Here is a 21,075-nt window from a genome sequence, read left to right on the forward strand (position 1 = left end):
CGCCCTTACAGAGGATATTCGCTACTGTTCAAACGCCCTCTAAATCCCATGGCTCTTGCCAATGACCCAATGCCGCCGAAAGAACCGCGACAGGCTCGATTCTTCCAGGGAAAGGTAGATCGGGCGACCGTGGGGGCAGGTGCGCGGATGGCGGGTCTGCTGCCACTGGTCTAGGAGCGTCTGCATTTCGGTGAGGCCGAGGGGAGTGCCGTTGCGAATAGCGGTGCGGCAAGCGGTGGCAACCAGGGCAGATTCTAAATTGCCGCCCAGACTTAGCTCAATCAATGCTTCTGCACGGTCTTCTCTCAGGGCTAATGGCTCTGGTGCAGTGCGAACAGCCCAAAGATTTTCGCCAAATAGCTCGACTTCTAGCTGAAGTCGCTGAAGTTGCTCCCGTTGAAGCTTAGAAAGCTGGTTCAAAATCACGGGTGGCTCCAGGGGCACAAGCTGCCAGCGATCGCACAGCCGTTCATACAGCACCCGCTCGTGGGCAATGTGCTGTTCGATCAGCCACATGCCGCTGGGATGCTCGGCAAGGATGTACATGTTGTGGACTTGGGCGATCGCTTTGAGGGGGGTGAGGGGTTGGGATTGGGGAGTTGGGGTTGGGGATTGGGGGTTGGAGTTGTAAGCGCCTTGGGCTTCGGCTGTTTTGAGGAGATTTGTGACTCGTTGGGAATGGGCGGTTTCAGCGAGGGCGTTGGGAGTGAGGGTGAGGGTTTGAGCGATCGCCTCGGTCACGATTTCCTGCCATTGGGTCATCTGGTGCAGGTAAATTTCTGATTTGGCGGGGTGGCGGTTCCAGTCGATCTGCTCAGGGGCGACTTGAAGGTGCAAAAAACAAACGGGATGGCGATCGCGCGGCAGGGTTCTGCGGAATGCTGCCAAAATAGTCTGCTCTAGCTCTGCCACTTTGACGACTCGCCCGTTAATTGCCACTTTCACCCAGTCGGGACGGTGACGATGACAGCGATCGGGGAGTCCGAGCAGGAGGAGGGAGGAGAGGCTAGGGGCTGGGGGCTGGGGGCTAGGGGTTAGAGCGGAAGTTTGAGATTTGAGATTTGAGGTTTGGATAGCGGGTTTGGGGGTGAGAACGGGAACGTTCTTGTTCTCACCTAGAATGTCCTCGTTTTGAACTAGAACATTCTTGTTTTGAACTGGAACGTTCTTGTTTTGACCTAGAATGTTCTCACTTTGAACTGGAACGTTCTCATTTTGGATAGGAATGTTCTTGTTTTGACCTAGAAGTTCCGGGGTCTGAACTGGAAAGTCCGAGCTCAGAGCTTGAAGTGCCGAGTTCTGAACCTGAAACTCCGGGTTCTGGTCTTCGGGTTCTAAGTTTTTATCTTCTACTTCTGAATCCCTAGCCCCTAGCCCCCAGCCCCCAAGCCCTTCTTCCGCCCCTCTAACCCCTTCAAACTCGCTCTCTCTTAAATCTCCAGGCTGCACTTCTCTTAAAAACTGCGGCAGGATTTGCTGAGGGCTGTGATTTGCCCAAATGGAGAACCAGGGACGGTCACTCTGCTCGACTTGCCAGGTGATGTGGGGGTGGCAAAGGGCAATGTGCTGAATTGTGGTTTGAACGGCGCGAAGCTGTTGGGCAGGGGTGGGCAATCCCTGGCGACGGGTGGGGATAGTTTTGAACAGGTCGCTGACGGTGACAATAGTGCCGGGGGCGATCGCTACAGCTTCAACCTGCACGGGTTCTCCCTGTGTGTCATAAGCAATTCGCCAGCCCGAATTTGCCTCGGCTCGGCGGCTGCAAATGTCTAAAGAGGCAAGTTGGGATAGGCTGTGCAGCGCTTCACCTCGAAAGCCCAGACTGTGGATTTGCCAGAGGTCTTGGCGATCGCGAATTTTGCTGGTGCTATGAGGGGTCGCTGCCTGCTGCAAGTCGGCTAGCTCCATCCCAGTACCGTTATCTGCAACTCGAACTCGCCATTGCTCAAGCCAAAGTGAGACTGTAATTCGGGTTGCCCCAGCATCGATTGCATTTTCGGCTAGCTCTCGCACAACCGCAGCTAAGGAGTCAATTACCTCTCCAGCCGCAATCAGATGCACAACCTCTGTTGGTAAAGTTTGAATTCTGGATGTCATGAATCCAGTTTAGGTCGGCAGATCTAATTCAGTGAATGCGAGCTGATCTACCAGACTCTACTATCTAAAGTGAGAAGCCCAAAATTCTTTGAGCCCATTTTTTAGGCGGTCAAATCTGAATACTTCAGAATGGGTTGTGCCTAAAGAAAGATTCTGGTGGGCGTTCTCCCTCAGGGGGGACGGTCACTTTTAATTGGCTTGTTAGGTTGCTGTAAGAAACATCTTTGAAAAAAGAGAGGTTAATTTTTTATGGCAGACTTACAAGACGCTATTGCAAACGCTAAAGATAAACTTCCAGATGTAACACCTACCCCCCCTGGCTTTCATCCCCAAGCAACCGCAACCGAGTTAAAAGGACGGTTGCAGTGGGGCGAACCTGCTTTGACCATCGTTGATGTGCGCGATCGCGATTCTTTTAACGCTTGCCGCATCATGGGCGCAATCACCATGCAAATGGATGCGCTAGCAGACAGAGCAGAATCTAGTCTGGAGCATAGCCGTGACATTTACATATATGGCGCGAATGATCAAGAAACGGCTGCCGCTGCTAACGCTTTGCGTCAAGCTGGGTTCCAAAAGGTTGCCGAACTGCAGGGCGGCATGGATGCCTGGACAGAAATTGGTGGACCAGTTGAAGGAACTGGCACTGACGATCACCCCGTTAGCTCAGGTGAATACAACGTTGTCTCGCGCATCGCTGAGTTCACCGAAGAGCGGAAAAAGGAAGGCTAGGAACTAGGGCACTGCCTTAAAGATTAGATCTCCGATTTCTTCAAAAAGTCGGAGATCTTTGCTTATTACAAGACATTCTCTTGTCTTTAGCCCTGTTTACGAGGCAGAGCCTTACTAGCGCATCAAGCTTAGAATGTTGGGTTCCGCTGCGCTTCACCCAACCTACATAACCTGCATATAGTAGACCTGTAGGTTGGGTGGAGCAGGGCGAAACCCAACACTTGAGAGTTGCTGCGCCACTACTGTGGGCGTTCCCAGTTTTACTCGGGAATGAGGTTAAGAGGCTCAAGCAATCATTTCAACCGAACGAAGACGGCTCCACGCCGCAAGTTAGCTTCGCTGCCATAGCTGCTGACGGTGAGCGATCGCACATGATCAAAAAACGATTTGCCTGCCAGTTCTGCTAGCTTCACGATTGGGAAACGTTGCTCGACCAGTTCGTGGACAGACTGCCAGTTGAGATAAAGGTAGCCGTCGTTTGCGTCTGCGAGAGGAGCGATCGCCTGCTGAAACTCTGAGTCATTGAGTAAAGGATTTTCGGTTGCCTGAAGTACTTGGTTCATCGCCTCTACGGAGGTCGCAAAAATTTCGTAGTTCCCCACGGTTGTGTGGATTCCCTGCACTTCTGCACTCAAGGTGACGGCTTCTGCATCGCGATTGCGCTTACGAGTAGGGCGACTGGCGGCAGTGGTTGTAAGTTTTGTCCAGGCGGAAGTTTGCTGGTCGCCTAGAGTCAGAGTGCCAAGGCTGAGCCCTTGTTGCTGGGCGATCGCATCCAGGTGATCAACCGCTTCTGCTGCACCATCCGCCTTCTTTGCAACAAAAACCCAGTCGGGTTGCGGCTGGTCAGCGCGAGGCAACAGACCTAACGCATATTCATCCTTCACCCAGCTAAACATCTCTTCTGGCAGGTCAATTCCCCACTGGGCTTGTAGTTCAGCAAGGGGCTGATTGATCAAATTAGATAGCCGATCGTAAGCCGTTACGCCGTTAGACAGTTCATTCCAAAACTGCTGCAAATCAGTCCCCGCTGCTGTGAGTGGACTGGTTGCAGGAATGAAATCTAACGCACCGACGGGTTTCGACAAAGCAGGTTTAGCAGGCGTTAGCTTCTCACCCGGTGAAGTTAACAGTGCGGTTTCCGCCAACAATCCTTGACGATCTAGCTCTAGTGCCACGACCAAGTCTTCGTAGGGAGAAACGGTTTCGGTAGTGCGTTCCCCGTCTAGCCACTGCGACAGTTGGGGCAAGTTGACAAACGCTAGACCAATTTGACTATCGGGCAACCGTTGTAATGCCTGCTGGTAAGACTTGCTGTTGCTCAGACTCAATCCAGGAGCCTGAACATTATTAATTGCAGCTCGCAGAACTTTGGGATGGTTGGCGAAAAGGACGAAGCGATCGCCTACTACAGCCGTGGCAAGGGAGGGTTGGGGGTCAGGGGTTGGGGATTGAGGGTTAGGGGTTGGGGAAGGTTGGCTGTAGATTAACTTGATTCCAGCGTATTGCTCGAAGACTAAATCCATTCCAGCGATCGCCCGTTTTTGCCAGAAAAGCTGAAGGAATTCTCGCGATCGCTCTGGGTCTTGAGTGGCGATCGCCACGAGATATCCAACTTGCGCTCCGTTTTCGTCGTCCCGGTCAAAGTCGGGCGTAGTGACGGCAAAGGTGACTTCGTCGCCGAGCCAGGGCTGAACGTCTTGCTCGTAGTCTAAGCCCGTGCTGGTGAGCAAGCTGTTTTTAAGCTGATTGATTTCTGTCCGTGCCCGTCTGCGCTCTGACTGGGGGGCGATCGTCAGCCGAAAAGATTCCAGGCGATCGGGTTTGACCAGCAGCGACACCATTAGGGGCGACTGCTTGGGCACAAACATTGCCGCCGCCGGACTTGCTTGCCCTCCGCCCTGCAACAGCGACAGCGGACTGTGTGCCGCGATCCAAAAGAATCCGCCAACGGCGACCAGCAGCAGCACCAGCACACTACCAGCCAGAGCATAGAAAAAAGTACGAAGCTTCATGGGGGCATTTAATGGACAGGGCGATTTGAGGCATTCTCCAGGTAAAACAACCTGTGTCAGACACCGAGATGCCAAGACTTAGTTTAGTACGGCAACCTGCCCCAAATCTAAAATGGCTGGCTCTAAGAAAACCTTTGTCTTACAACTGCCATGTGCCGCAAAATCAACCTCAACTGGGCAAGGCAAAATTAAACCGCTAACTCCTACTTCTACTGCCGCCGCGAACCAGTGATTTCGCCATCAAAATATCGGGTTTCCCCAATCCGTTCGCGTCTGGCACCACTCCCATGATGACGAAACCGCACTCTTGGTAAAACTCATAGGGATGCCCCTTCAAATTCTGAATGCGGGCGATGTGATCTAACACGTTTGGGTAAAGGTTAACGCCTGCCAAAGTGGTCATGTCATCCTCATCGTCAGTGCCTACCCACAACGTTAACCCGCCTCGTTCTTTGGCGCGTTCTGCTAAGTCGGTGACGAGCGATCGCCCAATTCCCTGCCCTTGATACGCTGCGTCAACCACTAAGGGATGCAGTTCCCACACCTTGCCGTCATACTGCTCAATTCCCCCAATCCAGCCCAGCACCTTGCCCGATTGATCTACTGCAATTCGGCTAATTCGATCCTCCCCAAACGATTCCCTTACTTCTGTTAGGGCGCTATCTAGATCTGTCCAGGCAGTTTTCCAGTGCTGTCTAAATCCTTCAATTAGAAGTGTGGCGGTTTGGGCGATCGCCTCTTCTGCATCAGGCTGTAAATCAATAATTTCCATCCCGTCGTAGAACCAATAGCTAAAAGAATTAATCCTGTAAGCCCAACCGAACTGTGAATAGTGATTGCGAAAATGATGGATACGAATCGTTTAGTATTAGCCGTTGTATACATCTCAATGCTCCGACAGAGCAGTTCAACGGAGCAAGGGCAATCATGATCTACCTCTCAAACTGCTGGGCGTAGAAGCGGGCGTAGCGATCGCCCTTCTCCAACAACTCCCCATGCGTTCCTGATTCTACGACTCGCCCCTTTTCCAGTACCAGGATGCGATCGGCCCGGCGAACGGTGGCGAGGCGGTGAGCAATAATGAAGACCGTGCGATCGCGCATCAATCGTTCTAGAGCTTCCTGCACCAAGGCTTCAGATTCAGAATCCAGGGCAGAGGTCGCTTCGTCTAGGATCAGGATTTGAGGATTAAGTAAGACGGCACGAGCGATCGCCACTCGTTGTCGTTGTCCGCCTGACAGGTTTACGCCTCGTTCCCCAACCCAGGTTTGGTAGCCATCGGGAAATTGAGTGATGAACTGGTGGGCATTGGCAACTTTGGCAGCTTCCTGAACGGCTTTGAGGTCAAACTGGGGCTGACCAAAGGCAATGTTTTGGGCGATGGTGCCAGAAAAGAGGATGGTTTCCTGCGGCACAATGCCAATTTGACGGCGCAGACTGCGAAGCGTGACATCGCGGATGTCCGTGCCGTCGATCAGGATTTGTCCGACTTGGGGTTCGTAGAAGCGAGGCAGCAGATTTACTAACGTCGTTTTACCTGCACCAGAGGTGCCAACCAGGGCGATCGCTTCTCCTGGAAATGCCAGTAGGCTCAATTGCTGCAACACGGGCTGATCAGGTTTGTAGCTGAAGCTGACGTTGCGGTATTCCACCTTGCCGGTGACGGGAGGAAGGGCGATCGCGCCTGGTTTTTCGACTACCGCAGGGCGGAGGGCTAGCAGTTCAAAGATGCGATCGGAGGAAGCTTCCCCTTGCTTAAATTCGTTGTAGTTGTCGGTTAGGTGGGCGATCGGATCGATCAGCATGGCAACCGCAAACACGTAGCTGCCAAATTCTTCGCCTGTGAGGTTGTTCTGGGAAATTTGCCAGCCGCCCAACAATAGCAGCAGCAGCACGCTGAGGGCATACAGGAAACCCACAACCGGATATTGCACTGCTTTTAGCCAGGCAGCAGCGTATTTTGCCCGTCGATTTTTTTCAGCTTCCTGAGCAAAGCGCTCAATTTCATATTCCTCAGCGGCAAAGGCGCGAATCAATCGAATGCCGCTGAACACCTCAGTCAACTGAGAGGATAGATCTGAGATCAGGGTTTGGCTGCGGCGAGAGAAGACTAGCATTCGTTCGCCAAACCAACTGATCAACACACCCATGAGCGGCACGACAACCAAACTGGCGAGGGTAAGCTGCCAGTTGAGGTAAATCATGTAGCCGAAGACGGCAATAAGTTGCAAAACGCAGGGTGTGAAGTCATGAAAAATTTTGTTGACGACTTCTCCAACGCGATCGATGTCTTCGGTGAGGCGATAAGCCAAATCTCCCGTTTGAGAAGTTTCAAAGTAGCTAAGGCTCAGGGTTTGCAAGTGAGCGTAGACTCGCTTTCGCAGGTCAAGGGCGATCGCCAATGCCGCCTTCGCCATCTGAGAGTCTTGCCCGTATTGAGCAATTTTCTGCACTAAGAAAATGCCTGCCAGGACTCCGGAGAGCCGAGCGAGGGAGGGTACATTTCCCTGCACCAGAAAGCCCAAGGCTTCACCTGCTAGCCATGCCAAAATAGGCCAGCAGGCAGTAAACACCAGGGTGCAAAGTAGGGCTTGAGCGATCGCCCGCCAGTGGGGACGCAGGTAAGGCAACAGTTGCCAATAGCTAGAGCGAGTCTTCAACCGAGTAACCCAAACAGAATTGCGAAAACAGGAATGGGTTTAGGCTATCAGCTTTTGGTTGAACCAACTGCACATTTTAATTTGAGCAAGTTACCCACTTCTGCATCGCTTACTTGTGGGAAGCTTTCATACCAGAGCCCAACGCTGTAGAAAGGCTCTGGTGTCATTGCACAGACAACCTGGTCAACTTCAGCCTCCATATCGTGGCAGGTTTCAGCCGCGGCAACGGGTATAGCGACCACCAGACGAGCCGGATCTTGATGTCGAATAGCCATGATGGCCGCTCTCATGGTGGCTCCAGTTGCCAGTCCGTCGTCTACCACGATGACGGTAGCTCCATGCAAATTCAGAGGAGGGCGATCGCCCCGATACAGCTTTTCTCGCCGCTCCAATTCTCGCTGCTCACGTACGGTCGTCTTGTGGATTGCTGCCTCAAACAAACGGTGGTTTCGCACCACATCAGGATTGAGGACTCGTACACCACCCGAGGCGATCGCCCCCATAGCCAATTCCTCTTGCCCAGGTACGCCCAGCTTGCGGACTAACCACACGTCCAGGGGAGCGTTTAGCGCTTTTGCAATCTCAAAAGCAACGGGCACCCCACCTCGTGGCAAGGCTAAAACCAGCACATCTGAGCGATCTACATACTCTTTAAGCTGCTCTGCCAACAGTTGTCCTGCTGCAGTGCGATCTTTGAATAGCATTGTCTTTATCCCAACACTGCCTTCATTTTAGAAACCTGAAAGCCTCCTCTCCTCTGGCTAACGACTGAATACAGAGACAGGAATATCGAGTAAGACAAACCGTTTTGAAGATTACGCAACCTCAGGGGATCAAACGGGAATGTTAAATGGGATACTAATTCTTTAGTCAGTTGCTTTAGGAGATCGCCTCACTCTGAACCTTCTGTAAATCAGAAATAGACTGCTTGTAATGAGCGAAAATAGCAGAATCCTACTTCATGCTCATCAAAGAATCTTAGCTGTAAGAAATCCAATGAAGTCGTGTAAAGTTGGCTTTAGAGGTTGAAACATTTCTTTACAAGCCTTACAAATAGAGAGTGTGGTAATCCTGCCCAATCATTTTTAGTCAAAATGTGTAGCCTGGAGGCATGGGATCAAATACGGTGACTGGAGTTTCTGTACAAGCGCGGACTGTCTCAGCGATCCCCTGATGAGGTGGAGTTTGTGAAGGCAGCAGCGTTATTTTCCCGAACAGCCAAAGGAGAGTGGGCTATCTGTGATCCAACGCTTCAAACAAGACCTGAAAAATGACCTGATTGCAGGTTTGCTGGTGGTAATTCCGCTGGCGACTACAATTTGGCTAACCATCACCGTTGCAACTTGGGTGATCAATTTTTTGACGCAGATCCCCAAGCAGGTCAATCCCTTTAATGACCTCAACCCAATTTTAGGAAATCTGCTGAATCTGGTAGTTGGACTGGCTGTGCCGCTGCTTTGCATTCTGCTGATTGGCTTGATGGCGCGCAATATCGCTGGACGCTGGCTGCTCGATTTTGGGGAGCGGTTGTTGCAGGCGATTCCGCTGGCAGGTTCGGTTTATAAGACGCTAAAGCAACTGCTGGAAACGCTGCTCAAGGACACAAACGGCAAGTTTCGGCGGGTGATTTTGGTGGAATATCCTCGGCGTGGAATATGGGCGATCGCCTTCGTCACAGGCACTCTCAGTCCGCAAATTCAGCCTCAGTTTTCGGAGACAATGCTGAGCGTCTTTATTCCCACGACTCCAAACCCAACGACGGGTTGGTATGCGATTGTTCCAGAGCGAGACGCGGTTAATCTCTCGATGTCGATTGAAGATGCCTTCAAAGTCGTCATCTCAGGCGGAATTGTTGGACCTGGCTCATCTAGCGCCGCTCTTCCCCCTGCAAACTTTGAAGAGCGAAAGCTGGAACCTGTGCTGGAGCCGTTACCTGAGATGAAGCAAGAGGTGAAACGGCAAACCTATTCCGTGCTTCCCTCTGAGGAAGACTAGGGATGAGTAGGTTGGGTGGAGCTTGGCGAAACCCAACACTACCAGGAATTGTGCCTTGTTGGGTTCCGCTGTGCTACACCCAACCTACGGTTTTTCTCGACGTGCTAGTAAGTTGGGTTTTATGCCTCAACCCAACCTACAATCTTTCTGATTAGACTTTTATTGAACCTTGCTAATTAATTTGCTATGCAAGCCCGCCGAATTGCCCGTGAACTGGCTCTCTTGAGCATTAGCCAACTTTCTGCCAAGCAGGAGCGCCTGCAAGCCCAGCAGTTGCAAAGTATTGTCTTAGCGGCGGTACGCACGCTGACCACAGAACTCCATGATTTGCTAGAAACCGCGTCAGCAGAGCTAAAGCGGAGTAGCGATCGCCTCCTCTCTAGTGAAACGCGGACGAGCGACTTGCAAAGTGCAAAGGTAATGGTGAATGAGTCCATTGATTTGACGCAGACTGCAATCAATCGTCTGGGTGCAGCAGTTGAGCTACCCGAATTTATTCAGCTTGCCAATCAGCAAGAAGTTAGAGCTTATGCGATGGAGCTGTTGAGCAACGTGCAGGCTCATCGTGAGGAGATTGACCAGCGGTTAGGAGAAGCGATGGTTTCGTGGCAGGTCAACCGTCTACCTCGAATTGATCGGGATATTTTGCGAATTGCGTTGACCGAAATGCTGTTTTTGGGGGTGCCCGATCGCGTTGCGATCAACGAGGCGGTTGAGTTGGCAAAGCGTTACAGCGGTGAAGAGGGTTATCGGTTTGTCAACGGTGTGCTGCGGCGAGTGAGTGAGCAGGCTAAGGATGAGCCGCTGGTTGAGACAGAGTAGCTCTTATAGGCTCGATATTCACCTTGATATTCATCTTGATATTCACAAAGCGCAGAGGCAAAAGGTATTGCGTCCCTGGGCTTTTGCTTGATAGAGCGCTCCGTCGGAAATAGCAACCAGGGCATCTGGCAAGACCTGCTGCACAGGAACGGTAGTAGCAATTCCAATGCTGACAGTGAGGTAGGGGGAAACGGGCGATCGCCTATGTTCAAGCTGGAGTTGTTGAACTCTTGATTGAATGAATTCGGCAATCTGGACAGCTCCCTCAGCGGTGGTATTGGGCAGAATGACAGCAAATTCTTCACCCCCGTAGCGAGATACCAGATCGCCAGGACGTTTTAAGATTTCGGCGATCGCTTGGGCAATTTGGCGAAGGCACTGATCCCCAGCAATGTGTCCATAGGTGTCGTTGTAGAGCTTGAAGTAATCGATATCGCATAGCAAGAGTGACAGTGAGGCTTCTTCGCGGGTCAGCCGATTCCACTCACGCTGGAGGTGTTCGTCAAAACCGCGACGATTGGCAATTTGGGTTAGTCCATCCAAATTGGCAAGATGGTGTAGCTCTCGATTTGCCTCTTCTAGCGCCAGGATAATTTGTTTGCGATCGCTGATATCTTGTCCAATCCCGATGTTGCTGCCATCAGACAGCTTTACATTGGCCCAGGTTGTCTCAATCACTCTGCCCGATCGCGTGCGAATTCTAAAGTCTCTCCAACGGCGATCAGCTAGCTGAATAGAATCCATCACCTGCTGACGATATTCTGGGTCAGGATAGAATTCTGCCATTGGGTTATGACGTTCTCTTAATTCTTCAACGCTCCAGCCTAAGACCGTTTCAAACTCATGATTTGCCCAAATTAGCTGACCCTCAGCCGAGAAAAACGTCAGCATGACGGGTACATTATCGAAAATGGTGCGGAGCATTTCTTGCTGTTTCAGCAAAGTCTCTTCTATAGCTTTTTGCTCAGTTACATCTTCTGAGATGCCAACGTGCCGGAGGAGGTGACCCTGCTGATCAAAAATTGGAAAAGTCCGGGCAAAAATCCAATGAACAGAGTCATCCGGTTTGACAATTCGATATTCCTTTGAAGTTCGCTGTCCTAGCTGCTGCTCAGACAGGGTTGCTAAGACAAGCTCACGGTCATCTGGGTGAACCAAGTTTATCCAGCCTTGAGGTTCGCTGTAGAGGCGCTCGCGACTACTACCATAAATCTCCTCAAAGGCAGAGCTAGTATAAAGGGTTTGAGTTGCATCAGCGGTTTCAACAAAGAAAACATCGTGGATATTCTCTGTGATTTCGCGAAACTGTTTTTCGCTTTCTTGAAGTGCCAGATCAAGCTGCTTGCGTTTAGTGATGTCGGTTGCAACGGTCGTCACAACCCAAGAATTTGTTGCCTCATCCCAACGAGAAGACAGATTGGATGAGATCCAGCGGAGTCTTCCATCTGGGTGGAGAAATCGATATTCTGCTGTAGCTACCCGTTCAGCAGTAATTTCTTCAAACAAAGGAACCAGGATATTTTCTTGATCCTCAGGGTCTACGTTTGCCGCCCATAGGTCAGGGTTTGCCATTAACTCCTGATTGCTGTAGCCAAAAATCGCTTCGCAGCCCAAAGAGATGTAATCGTATTTCCAGGTTTTGTCAGGAAATACGCGAAAACTGGTGATTGAGGCGATCGCGCTATCAATTAGGTCGCTAAGTTTGGTTTGGGTTGCTTGTAGGGCAAGTTCAAGCTGCTTGCGATTGGTAATGTCAATCTCAATAGAAGTGACAATCCAGGAATCAGTCGTTTCATCGCGCTGTGAGGTAAAGCTCACCGCAATCCAGCGGAGGTTCCCGGCTTTGTCTCGAAAGCGATATTCTGCTTGAGAGGAACGTTCAGCAAAAATGTCTTCAAACAATGGTGCCAGCACAGTTTCCCAATCTTCTGGCACAACTTCTGAGTAGAAGAGGTCAGGGTTTGCCATAATTTCCTGCTGGGTGTAGCCATAGACTGCCTCACAGCTTTGGGAAATGTAATCGCATTGCCAGGTACGGTCGGCAAAGATGCGAAACTGCATGATTGAGGCGATCGCACACTTGAGGATATTGTTTACATTGGTTTCAGAAGCTTGCAGGGCGAGTTCAAGCTGTTTGCGCTCTGTGATGTCAGTGTCTACTGCCGTTACCCTCCAGTAATCTGCTTCATGGCGGGCAATAGCTGTGCTGCGAATCCAGCGCAATGAACCATCTTTATGCTGAAAGCGATATTCTTTGTGAGCGATCTGCTTGGTAAATAAAGCGTCAAAAGCCGGAATGATTACCGTTTGCTGATCTTCTAGCGGAACGCGGGAGATCCAGAGGGTGTGATTTGCCATCAGTTCTGCTGGAGTGTAGCCAAAGATCGTTTCACAGCCTGCGGAAAAGTAATCATACTGCCAGGTTCGGTCAGGAAATAGGCGAAAGCTGAGGATCGAGGCGATCGCACTATTGAGAATGCTACCTAGTTTTGCTTCAGAAGCTTGCAGCGCTAACTCAAGCTGTTTACGTTCAGTAATGTCTTCGATTACGCAAATTGCATAAAGGGGAGTTTCTGCTTCGTCGCGCAGGAGAGATACAGTTACGTTTGTCCAACAAACATGTTTGTCCTTACAGATGTATCGCTTCTCCAGTGAAAAAGCTGGAATTTCACCTGTCATTAATTGCTGGAAATGTTCTAGCGTTTTGTCTAGATCATCGGGATAGGTAACTTCGTGAAAAGTTAGCTCTAGAAGTTCTGCTTTGGAGTAGCCTAAAATTTCGCAATACCGCGAGTTTGCGTTGAGATATTTTCCCGTCAACGATATTTCACCAATTCCAACGGCTGCTTGCTCAAAGATCGCGCGAAAGCGAATTACATTTTCTCGAATGATGGCTTCGGTCTGTTTGCGATCGGTAATATCTAAAACCGTACCAAACAGCTTAACCACATTTCCCCGGTCATTGAGGGTGACTTCTCCTCTGGCTTCTACATAGCGAATTGAGCCGTCGGGTCGAATGATTCGGTGATCGATTTGATAGGGCGCTCCTTCGGCAAGGGTGCGATTGTCGGCTTGTTGAACTTTTTCTAAATCGTCTGGGTGAATAAACTGCTGGAGCATTTCAGCCCGTGTTGGTCTGGGTTGGTTGGGGTCAAGCCCAAAGATGCGAAACAGTTCTTCTGACCAACTGCCGCTGAAGTTTTCGATATCAACTTCCCAACTGCCGACGTGAACCACTCGCTGAGCCGCAAGTAGGGCCGTTTCACTCTGGCGCAGTTTTGTTTCTGCCAGTTTGCGATCGCTCACGTCAGCAATAAATCCAATTACCCTGACCAATTCTCCAGAGCTATCGGTAAAAAATCGGCTTTTGTCTTCGATCCAGATGTACGTTCCGTCTTGACGGCGAATTTGGTATTCCGCCAGGTAAGAATCGTCCTGGGCGATCGCATTCTCAATTTCAGACCGCAAAATCTCGGGATGTTCTGGGTCGAGCAGTTCCATCCAACCATCCAGGGTTTGTGGCATCTCGGCAATGGTGTAGCCCAAAATTTCTTTTGTGTTGGGCCCCCAAGTAATGCGTTCAGCATTAATATCCCATTCATACAGGATTTGCCCGCTGGCTTGACCTGCTGCTTCGTAGCGGGTTCTCCATTCAGTTAACTCTGTGAGGTACTGTTGCTGAAGCGTAAATCGTTCTTGTAAGAGTCTTTCAACCAGTTTGCGATCGCTAATGTTGCGCCGAATTGCTAAAACGCAGGCTTGACCATCCAGGTCCATCACCTCGGCGGAAAGCAGGATAGTTTTCGTTTCTCCAGACGCAGTTTTGATGTTGAATTCGAGGTTGTCAACGGTGCCTGCTCGCTCAAGCTGCTCTTTGAAAAGCGATCGCTCTTCTGGAGATTGCCAAAAGTTGAGTTCTGTTGTGGTGCGTCCAACCGTTTCCTCATGGCTGAAGCCGTAAAAATCCAGGAAGCTATCGTTTACTTCTACAATCCGCCCTTCTGCCAGAGTCGTAATCGTCATCGGGTCAGGGCTATATTGAAAAACTTTAGTAAATTTGGTTTCTGACTCCTGAAGGGCAGCTTTAACCTCCTCAAAAGAGTTTTGCAACCGCTGCGCCATCTGGTTGAAAGCCTGAGCCATCGTCTCCAGTTCGCGGATTTGAAGACGGGTGGGAATCTGCTGGTCTTCGCCATCAGCGATCGCTTTTGACGCTTTGCTGAGCTGCACAATGGGTTTAACCACCAGGCAGGCAAAGACCAGGCTGAGGGCGATCGCTCCTACTAAAGTAATCAAACCAAGCAGTAGAGCAGTAAAGAGGTCAATTTGCTGATTACTGCTCCAGGAGAGAAAATAAATTGTCCCCGTTGCCGTCATGATCCCCAGCACGAAGGGTGCTACTAAAACAAGCTGAAGGGGCACTTGGTAGTGACGTAGTTTAGATTGCCAACTCTGAGAACCGGCACGGAGACTAACGATTGGCATTGGTGATTCCCCGGAATCAGGCAAGGTTACTATTTTGAGGTAGATAGCAATTGCACCTATTGCGATTCATTCATTTTCAGCTGACCGCGCTCCTCACCTGTATCTATCGCAATCCTAAACGGGTTGTAGAAGCACACTCTGGGTAATTGCTCTGGCTACTGAAAGAATTGCACCACGGAATTAGTCAATCGGCCGCTCAAGGTTGCTATGGTTATTATGCTTTGCCAACCCCTTTGACCAATGTTTGAATTATCTAGGATTTGTACACAGCTCAATTCATACTCACCCCATCATGCCATTGGGTCTTAAGTGTTAAGAAACTTCAGTTATATTTGGTAACACATCGTTTATGACTTGCAATAAAAATTAAGAGCAGATGTATAACGCAACACAAAATTTTTATTGATGGCCGTTCTATTCGATCGCGGATTTTATGAGTTAAAAGCTTCGTTTGGGTTATGCAAAAGTTGATCTGACTAAACCGTTACTAACAGTTTGCTCAACAAATAATGCTTCAGTATATACGAGGATGTTTGAGAAGTAGGTAATGCCTTGCGTGAGTCGAAGCATTCGTCCAGCAATATTTGGAATAACGAAAAATCGTTGCTCAAAGGATTTTCCCCTACGAATCTCTCGGACAGATTAAGGCTTTTCAAATACTCTCTAAAGCTCCGACAGGTGCAATTTGCTTACTTGCCGATCGCTTCCGCTTCGCTCCCAAGACTCTGAATAAAAGGGGCGATCGCTTCAACAAATTCTGTAGTTGATTCGTAAGGCAACACGTTACGACCTGCTAGCTGAATGCCTTGAGCATGAGGTAGCCGTTTCAGGTAGTCTGCCATGCGCTGCTCTGGTGTTTCTGCTTGTCCAGAGCGGCTGATGCTGGAGGCGGTGTTGCCAATGACGACCAGGGTGGGTTGAGTGAGGTGAGCGATCGCCTGCTCGTAATTTTTACGCCAAAAACCTGCCAAAAATGAAAAAACAGCGTGGCGGCTCTCCGGATCTTTTGCCCCAGCAATTAGCTCATCCAGCCATTCTGCATCGACTGCATCGGCAGTGGCAAAAAGTTGTTTGGTGGAAAAAGAACGCAAAAACTCGCGCCGTCGAGCATAGCGATAAAAAGCATTACCTAGCGGTGAGTCAAATAGATTCCAGCTTAATTTTTGCTGCCAGGGTGAGGTTGCCTGAGTCATCACTTTCCAGGCAGGTGGGCCAGCCAAAATCAGCCCCCGAACCAGGTTAGACGAATTGGACTGAGGTGAAGCCTGTAATTGGGTGAGGGCGATCGCCACTGGCAGCAGCGCCCCTTGGACTACCACTACCACGGGTTGCTGTACCACCGTTTGCAAAAAGTGCTGAAGCTGAGCTGCCCAATCTTCAGGTGTGTAGGCGACGTGGGGCAGAGCGCTTTCCCCGCAGCCCAGCAGATCAGGCAGGTACAGCGAATTGGGCTGACCCTCAAACCAGCTTTGGCAGAACCGATCCCAAAAGCGTCGGGACAGACCCACCCCAATCGGATGAATTAGCAATAACGGAATTTGTCCAGCATCAACTCCCGCCCTACGAGTCTGAACTTCATAGGCACAGCGGAAGCCTTGCCAGTCATAATACTGAGTTGATGCTGGGGTAATTACCTTCATCCAAAAACCGGGTATAGCACCAGACACAACATTGCCAGGATGCCACCAATCGTGTAGAACCAGGCAACAATCTGTGTCTCTGACCAGCCCGTCAGTTCTAAATGGTGATGGAGTGGAGCCATTTTGAGCAGACGTTTGCCGATGCCGTTTGCATCTTTGGTGGCTTTGTAGTAGCTAACCTGAGCAATGACTGAAAGGGTTTCGACAAAGAAAATGCCGCTAAGAATGAGTAACCCTAGCAAATTGTTGCTGAGCAGAGCGACGGATGCGAGTGCGCCCCCCAATGCCAGAGAGCCTGTGTCGCCCATAAATACACTGGCAGGATTGCGGTTGTAGGACAGGAAGCCGAGACAGCTACCGCTCATGCAGGCACAAAACACCATCAGTGCGGGAGAAGTTGGAGCCGCTAATACGCCTAGCCCCAATAGAGCGATCGCACCTGTGCCAGCCGCCAGTCCATCTAACCCATCGGTGAGATTGGTGGCATTACTTTCGGCAACGAGCGCAAACCAGCCCAAGGGAAACAGCAAAAAGCCCAACGGCAAAGAAAATCCGAAGGGCAGCGCTAGGTTTGTGATGCTAAAGGGTTGGCTCCACAGCAGCCAGAGGCAAAACAGACCGCCAAAGCCGATTTGCAAAGCGAGCTTGAGCTTGGGAGAAATGCCTTTGTTGGAGCGGCGACGTAAAATTTGCCAATCGTCGAGCCAACCAATTGCCGCATAGGAGAGAGTGAGTGCAGAGACAGCGACGACTTCCGAGGCAAAGCCTGACCAGAGCAGGGCGATCGCCACCCCAACGGGGACAAAGAAGATGCCGCCCATCGTTGGCGTTCCCGCCTTTTTCAAATGGGCTTGAGGTCCATCTTCACGAATGACCTGCCCTGCCTTTAGTTGTCGTAAGAGCGGAATCGCCCAGTATCCGAGGGCTGCGGTTGCTAGGGTACAGACCCAAAGTGGGGCTGTTAAAGAAGCTCCTAAACCGAGCGATCGCCCCGCCAACCAATCTAGCCAAAGAGATGCACCGCTGAGAGCAATGCTTAAACTCAAAAACAAACCCACGCCGGAAAACCCTACGGGCTTGTCAGAAAATAGCTTAGCGTCCACAACTGTCTCACTTCACTCCACACCAGGTATATCCAAAGACTTACAAATTGCCTCTGGTTCATCAGGATCAAACTTTGTGAGTTGATCCAGCTTAATCGTTCTTTACCACTGCCGGGATTATCCCTCAATCTGTGTTAATCGTCTAGCTCTACTACATCATCATCGTCATCATCATCAAAGCTGCTATCATCGCCTGCCATCAGTTCATTGATTTCTTCTTCTTCTTCACGATAGTCCGGCTCTTGCACTTCACGGGCTAGGAGCCGACCTGTTCCCTCGAGCCAATCTAAAATTGAGGCATCCTGCTGAGGTGGAATTACAGGAGCGGGTTGACTACGAGGATATTGACGAAGCGCGGGATTGTACATACTACTTAGCAAATGTTGGTAATAGATTAAATCACTACACAATCGAACTCTTGGGCAACTCCCTCATTGGAATGAGGAAATTCAGATGGCAACTGCTAGATCTTAGAGTCAAGCTTCTAAGATGTGGGTGAAACCTCAGCGTAGGTAAAACCTTATATAGATGAAGTTTTAGTAAACGGTTGATCAACCGCCCTACCCCTGCTTAGTACGCCTGATAGTGCTAGCTCAAATTTCATCTTAGGTCAAGAAAGTTGTCAAGACATCTTTAGGTTGAAATTGGCGGGTTGTGTCTTACTCAAAGCGAAATGGTTTAAACAATCCATCGTTAAACAGTTAAGAACTCAACAAGCGGTATTGAAATAACTGGAATTTCTAGCGTTCAAATTTCTCACGATTACATCTTATGTGGAGGTCAATTAAATGATTGCGAAAGCTAAGCTGCTGGAGGCGATCGCGGGTAAAAATCGAGGTTTGCTGACGACCGAATCAGACAAGCAAGCCATTTTATCTGTTATTGCTCAGGTAGAAGACCAGAACCCTAACCCACGCCCCCTTCAAGTGCCCAACAAGCTTGACGGTAATTGGCGATTGCTTTACACCACCAGTCAGGATCTATTGAGAATCGAGCAATTACCTTTGTTTAAGCTGGGACAAATTTATCAATATGTTCGGGCGAGAGAAGCGAAGATCTACAACATTGCTGAAGTCTACGGGGTGCCTTATCTGGAAGGCTTGGTGAGTGTTGCGGCTCGGTTTGAGGCGGTGAGCGATCGCCGCGTTCAGGTGAAATTTGAGCGATCGATTCTAGGGTTGCAACGCCTAATTGACTATCAGTCTCCCGTTCACTTTATTGAGGCGATCGAGGCAGGTCAGAAATTTGCGGCGATCGACTTCAATATCACCAACCGAGATCAGCAAGGCTGGCTAGACATTACCTACCTGGATGACGATCTGCGGATTGGGCGAGGGAATGAGGGCAGTGTATTTGTGCTGACCAAAAATTAATCCGTCTGAAATATTTGCTGGGAACATTTGCCAGGAACATTTGCCGAACGCTATGCTCATCCGCCTGTCTCAAGCTCAGCTCAACTTGCTAGAAACCTGCCCCCGCAAGTTTCAGCAGGTTTACCTCGATCAGCTGGGTACTCCAATCGCCTCAGAACAGCAAGATCAGATGAACTGGGGCAGCCGGTTTCACCTGCTGATGCAGCAGCGTGAATTGGGACTACCCCTGCTGACGGACACGACCGATCCGTTGCTGCAAAACTCGGTAGATGCATTCATTCAGGCTGCACCAGAGCTATTTCAACAGCAAGCGGTTTTTCGCCAGAGTGAACATCGTCGTACCCTGGAGCTTGAGGGCTATTTGCTGACGGTGGTGTATGACCTGCTGATTCTCAACCCGCAGCAGGCGCAAATTTTAGACTGGAAAACCTACCCTCTGCCTCAAAACCAGCGTTGGCTGGCAGAAAGTTGGCAGACTCGGCTATACCCCTTTGTGTTGGCAGAGACCAGTGACTATTCACCCGAAGACATTTCGATTACCTACTGGTTTGTGCGGGCAACCCAATCCGCTTCAGAGACATCAGACTCAGAGATATCAAACTTAAAGACAAGTGAGACAAAACTTCAACCACAAAGTCTGAGATTTAACTACAGCACTAGCCAACATCAGGCAATTCGCTCAAAGTTGGGGGGTCTACTGGATCAACTGACCGCATGGCTGAAGGACTATCAGGCAGGAACGCCGTTTCCACAAGTAGAAGCGGCTGAAGATCAGTGTGGGTTTTGTACTTTCGATGTTCGCTGCCAACGTCATCAGCCCGAGACCCCCGTTTCTGAGGAATTGCTTACCCTCGCCGAGATTCAAGAAGTGGCGCTGTGAAATCTCAATACATAAAACCGCTTCCGAGTAAAGATTCGACCTATAAAAATTTGCAAACCTTAAGATTAGTTGTTACATTGCAAGCAACCCACCTCCTCGCGGTAGCTCCTCATGAAATTCTTCGGTATTCTCCCAACTCCTCCGTCACTCAAGTCCCGATCGCGTGTGCACGACCTTAAGGCTCGTTTGGATTGGGGAGAGCCTGCGTTGACGATTGTTGATGTGCGCGATCGCACTCAATTCAACTCGCACCACATCATGGGGGCAGTTTGTATGCCCATTCACGAGTTGACTCACCGTGCCATGACAAGCTTAGAGCTTGACCGCGATATCTACATTTACGGCGAAACAGACGATGAAACGGTTGAGGCTGCGGCACAGCTCCGGCAAGCAGGCTATAGAAACATTTCTGAACTGAGAGGCGGGGTAGCAGCCTGGAAGGCGGTTGGTTATCCAATCGAGTCTGCTGCGTTGCTCCTGTCTGCTTAAACCTATACAAGTTGAGTGGGTTGAGGGGTGTACCCCCTCGACCTATTTAGAATTGCTATAGTGACCCTCGTTTGCAGCGAGTAAGATGAGATGAGGTTTTAGCTAACTCAGTTTCAGTTGATGAGCCAGACTGTTTGGATTGCAAGGCACGGAAACCGTCAGGACTTTGTTGACTCTAGCTGGCATCGCACTGCTGAACGACCCTTTGATCCGGGGCTTTCTGCTGATGGAATTTTGCAGGCAAAAGAGCTAGGAAAGCGCCTTCAAGGGGAAAAGATTGTCCACATTTTTGCCTCCCCTTTTTTACGCACGATAGAAACTGCTCACTATGTCGCAGAAGCGTTAGACCTTTCTATCAAGGTTGAGTCTGGGCTGAGTGAGTTTCTTAACCCTAATTGGTTTTTTTCAACGCCTGAATGTTTAACGATTGACTCCCTATCCCAACTGTTTCCGAGAGTCGATCGCAGCTATATTTCCCGCGTCATTGCCGAGTTTCCTGAAACAGAGCAGACGGCTTTGCGGCGGGCAGGAAAAGTTGCTCGACACTTGGCGACTGAGTTTCCGCAAAACCTTCTGCTGGTAGGACATGGAGCTTCTGTCTTGGGGGCAACTAGAGGGTTGCTAGAAGACCCCGTTCACGTCAGTTGTCCACTTTGCGGACTGTTCAAGCTGGTCAAGCAGGGGGATGAATGGCTGATGGAGTTGAGCGGTGATGTCTCTCATCTCAGCCGAACTGAGCAAAATATTCGCTACATCTGATTTAACGGCTGCAAATCCCTGTAAA

General features: G+C 50.2%; 16 protein-coding genes. 7 read left to right on the forward strand and 9 right to left on the reverse strand.

Translation table 11 applies throughout. From position 1 onward, the window contains the following. Window positions 1-39 precede the first annotated feature (39 nt). Window positions 40-2,097, reverse strand: coding sequence for a DNA mismatch repair endonuclease MutL (gene mutL, locus H6F93_RS12205; protein ID WP_242043418.1), 2,058 nt, complete (start codon window positions 2,095-2,097; stop codon window positions 40-42). Between the two features lie 249 nt (window positions 2,098-2,346). Here mutL and H6F93_RS12215 point away from each other — a divergent pair, with 249 nt between their 5' ends. Beyond that, a complete protein-coding gene (locus tag H6F93_RS12215) occupies window positions 2,347-2,829 on the forward strand; it encodes a rhodanese-like domain-containing protein (RefSeq protein ID WP_190681050.1) in 483 nt (160 codons plus the stop codon). A 293-nt stretch (window positions 2,830-3,122) separates the two neighbouring features. On the opposite strand, the gene H6F93_RS12220 is transcribed toward H6F93_RS12215, so the two are convergent. The 4 genes from H6F93_RS12220 to H6F93_RS12235 all read right to left on the reverse strand — a co-directional run bounded on the left by H6F93_RS12220 (window position 3,123) and on the right by H6F93_RS12235 (window position 8,208). Beyond that, on the reverse strand, window positions 3,123-4,844 hold the full coding sequence (locus H6F93_RS12220; protein ID WP_190681052.1) for a DUF3352 domain-containing protein: 1,722 nt from the start codon (window positions 4,842-4,844) through the stop codon (window positions 3,123-3,125). 196 nt (window positions 4,845-5,040) lie between these two features. Further along, window positions 5,041-5,616 carry a GNAT family N-acetyltransferase gene (locus H6F93_RS12225; RefSeq protein WP_190681054.1) on the reverse strand — a complete coding sequence of 192 codons (576 nt, stop codon included), beginning with the start codon at window positions 5,614-5,616 and terminating at the stop codon, window positions 5,041-5,043. Between the two features lie 160 nt (window positions 5,617-5,776). Next, entirely contained in the window at window positions 5,777-7,504 is a 1,728-nt protein-coding gene (locus tag H6F93_RS12230) for an ABC transporter ATP-binding protein (protein ID WP_190681056.1), read from the reverse strand. Between the two features lie 47 nt (window positions 7,505-7,551). After that, on the reverse strand, window positions 7,552-8,208 hold the full coding sequence (locus H6F93_RS12235) for a phosphoribosyltransferase (RefSeq protein ID WP_190681058.1): 657 nt from the start codon (window positions 8,206-8,208) through the stop codon (window positions 7,552-7,554). A gap of 535 nt (window positions 8,209-8,743) precedes the next feature. Here H6F93_RS12235 and H6F93_RS12240 point away from each other — a divergent pair. Both H6F93_RS12240 and nusB read left to right on the forward strand, forming a co-directional pair. After that, window positions 8,744-9,499 (forward strand): DUF502 domain-containing protein, encoded by a 756-nt coding sequence (locus H6F93_RS12240; protein WP_190681061.1) that lies wholly within the window; start codon window positions 8,744-8,746, stop codon window positions 9,497-9,499. A 186-nt stretch (window positions 9,500-9,685) separates the two neighbouring features. Next, complete coding sequence (nusB, locus tag H6F93_RS12245; protein WP_190681063.1) at window positions 9,686-10,321, forward strand: transcription antitermination factor NusB; 636 nt, start codon at window positions 9,686-9,688, stop codon at window positions 10,319-10,321. 42 nt (window positions 10,322-10,363) lie between these two features. Here nusB and H6F93_RS12250 read toward each other — a convergent pair whose 3' ends face one another. From H6F93_RS12250 to H6F93_RS12265, 4 genes are all read right to left on the reverse strand, one after another. Next, window positions 10,364-14,806 carry a PAS domain S-box protein gene (locus H6F93_RS12250; RefSeq protein WP_190681064.1) on the reverse strand — a complete coding sequence of 1,481 codons (4,443 nt, stop codon included), beginning with the start codon at window positions 14,804-14,806 and terminating at the stop codon, window positions 10,364-10,366. 689 nt (window positions 14,807-15,495) lie between these two features. Then, the gene (locus H6F93_RS12255) at window positions 15,496-16,473 is read right to left on the reverse strand and encodes an alpha/beta fold hydrolase (RefSeq protein WP_524537936.1); all 978 of its coding nucleotides are present in this window, start codon (window positions 16,471-16,473) and stop codon (window positions 15,496-15,498) included. Next, window positions 16,443-17,549, reverse strand: coding sequence for a phospho-N-acetylmuramoyl-pentapeptide-transferase (gene mraY, locus H6F93_RS12260; protein ID WP_190681066.1), 1,107 nt, complete (start codon window positions 17,547-17,549; stop codon window positions 16,443-16,445). The genes H6F93_RS12255 and mraY overlap by 31 nt, the downstream gene beginning before the upstream one ends. 134 nt (window positions 17,550-17,683) lie before the next feature. Continuing rightward, complete coding sequence (locus tag H6F93_RS12265) at window positions 17,684-17,917, reverse strand: DUF3134 domain-containing protein (RefSeq protein WP_190643121.1); 234 nt, start codon at window positions 17,915-17,917, stop codon at window positions 17,684-17,686. Window positions 17,918-18,337: 420 nt separating this feature from the next. Between H6F93_RS12265 and H6F93_RS12270 the strand changes: the two genes are divergently transcribed. From H6F93_RS12270 to H6F93_RS12285, 4 genes are all read left to right on the forward strand, one after another. After that, window positions 18,338-18,922, forward strand: a complete 585-nt coding sequence (locus H6F93_RS12270) for a PAP/fibrillin family protein (RefSeq protein WP_190681068.1) — start codon at window positions 18,338-18,340, stop codon at window positions 18,920-18,922. A gap of 52 nt (window positions 18,923-18,974) precedes the next feature. Further along, complete coding sequence (locus tag H6F93_RS12275; RefSeq protein WP_190681070.1) at window positions 18,975-19,802, forward strand: PD-(D/E)XK nuclease family protein; 828 nt, start codon at window positions 18,975-18,977, stop codon at window positions 19,800-19,802. Between the two features lie 111 nt (window positions 19,803-19,913). Then, window positions 19,914-20,291: a rhodanese-like domain-containing protein gene (locus H6F93_RS12280; RefSeq protein WP_190643118.1), complete on the forward strand. Its 378-nt coding sequence runs from the start codon at window positions 19,914-19,916 to the stop codon at window positions 20,289-20,291. 120 nt (window positions 20,292-20,411) lie between these two features. After that, a complete protein-coding gene (locus tag H6F93_RS12285) occupies window positions 20,412-21,050 on the forward strand; it encodes a histidine phosphatase family protein (RefSeq protein WP_190681072.1) in 639 nt (212 codons plus the stop codon). Window positions 21,051-21,075 lie beyond the last annotated feature (25 nt).

Origin of the sequence: Leptolyngbya sp. FACHB-671, assembly GCF_014695745.1 — a bacterium.
Taxonomy (GTDB): Bacteria; Cyanobacteriota; Cyanobacteriia; order Elainellales; family Elainellaceae; genus JAAUTN01.

Excerpts from the sequence above, each read along its gene's own strand:
- H6F93_RS12250 (WP_190681064.1), bottom strand. The coding sequence starts at position 14,806 with ATGCCAATCGTTAGTCTCCGTGCCGGTTCTCAGAGTTGGCAATCTAAA.
- H6F93_RS12220 (WP_190681052.1), bottom strand. The coding sequence starts at position 4,844 with ATGAAGCTTCGTACTTTTTTCTATGCTCTGGCTGGTAGTGTGCTGGTG.
- H6F93_RS12215 (WP_190681050.1), top strand. The coding sequence starts at position 2,347 with ATGGCAGACTTACAAGACGCTATTGCAAACGCTAAAGATAAACTTCCA.
- H6F93_RS12270 (WP_190681068.1), top strand. The coding sequence starts at position 18,338 with ATGATTGCGAAAGCTAAGCTGCTGGAGGCGATCGCGGGTAAAAATCGA.
- H6F93_RS12235 (WP_190681058.1), bottom strand. The coding sequence starts at position 8,208 with ATGCTATTCAAAGATCGCACTGCAGCAGGACAACTGTTGGCAGAGCAG.
- H6F93_RS12280 (WP_190643118.1), top strand. The coding sequence starts at position 19,914 with ATGAAATTCTTCGGTATTCTCCCAACTCCTCCGTCACTCAAGTCCCGA.
- H6F93_RS12265 (WP_190643121.1), bottom strand. The coding sequence starts at position 17,917 with ATGTACAATCCCGCGCTTCGTCAATATCCTCGTAGTCAACCCGCTCCT.
- H6F93_RS12275 (WP_190681070.1), top strand. The coding sequence starts at position 18,975 with ATGCTCATCCGCCTGTCTCAAGCTCAGCTCAACTTGCTAGAAACCTGC.
- H6F93_RS12225 (WP_190681054.1), bottom strand. The coding sequence starts at position 5,616 with ATGGAAATTATTGATTTACAGCCTGATGCAGAAGAGGCGATCGCCCAA.
- nusB (WP_190681063.1), top strand. The coding sequence starts at position 9,686 with ATGCAAGCCCGCCGAATTGCCCGTGAACTGGCTCTCTTGAGCATTAGC.
- H6F93_RS12285 (WP_190681072.1), top strand. The coding sequence starts at position 20,412 with ATGAGCCAGACTGTTTGGATTGCAAGGCACGGAAACCGTCAGGACTTT.
- mutL (WP_242043418.1), bottom strand. The coding sequence starts at position 2,097 with ATGACATCCAGAATTCAAACTTTACCAACAGAGGTTGTGCATCTGATT.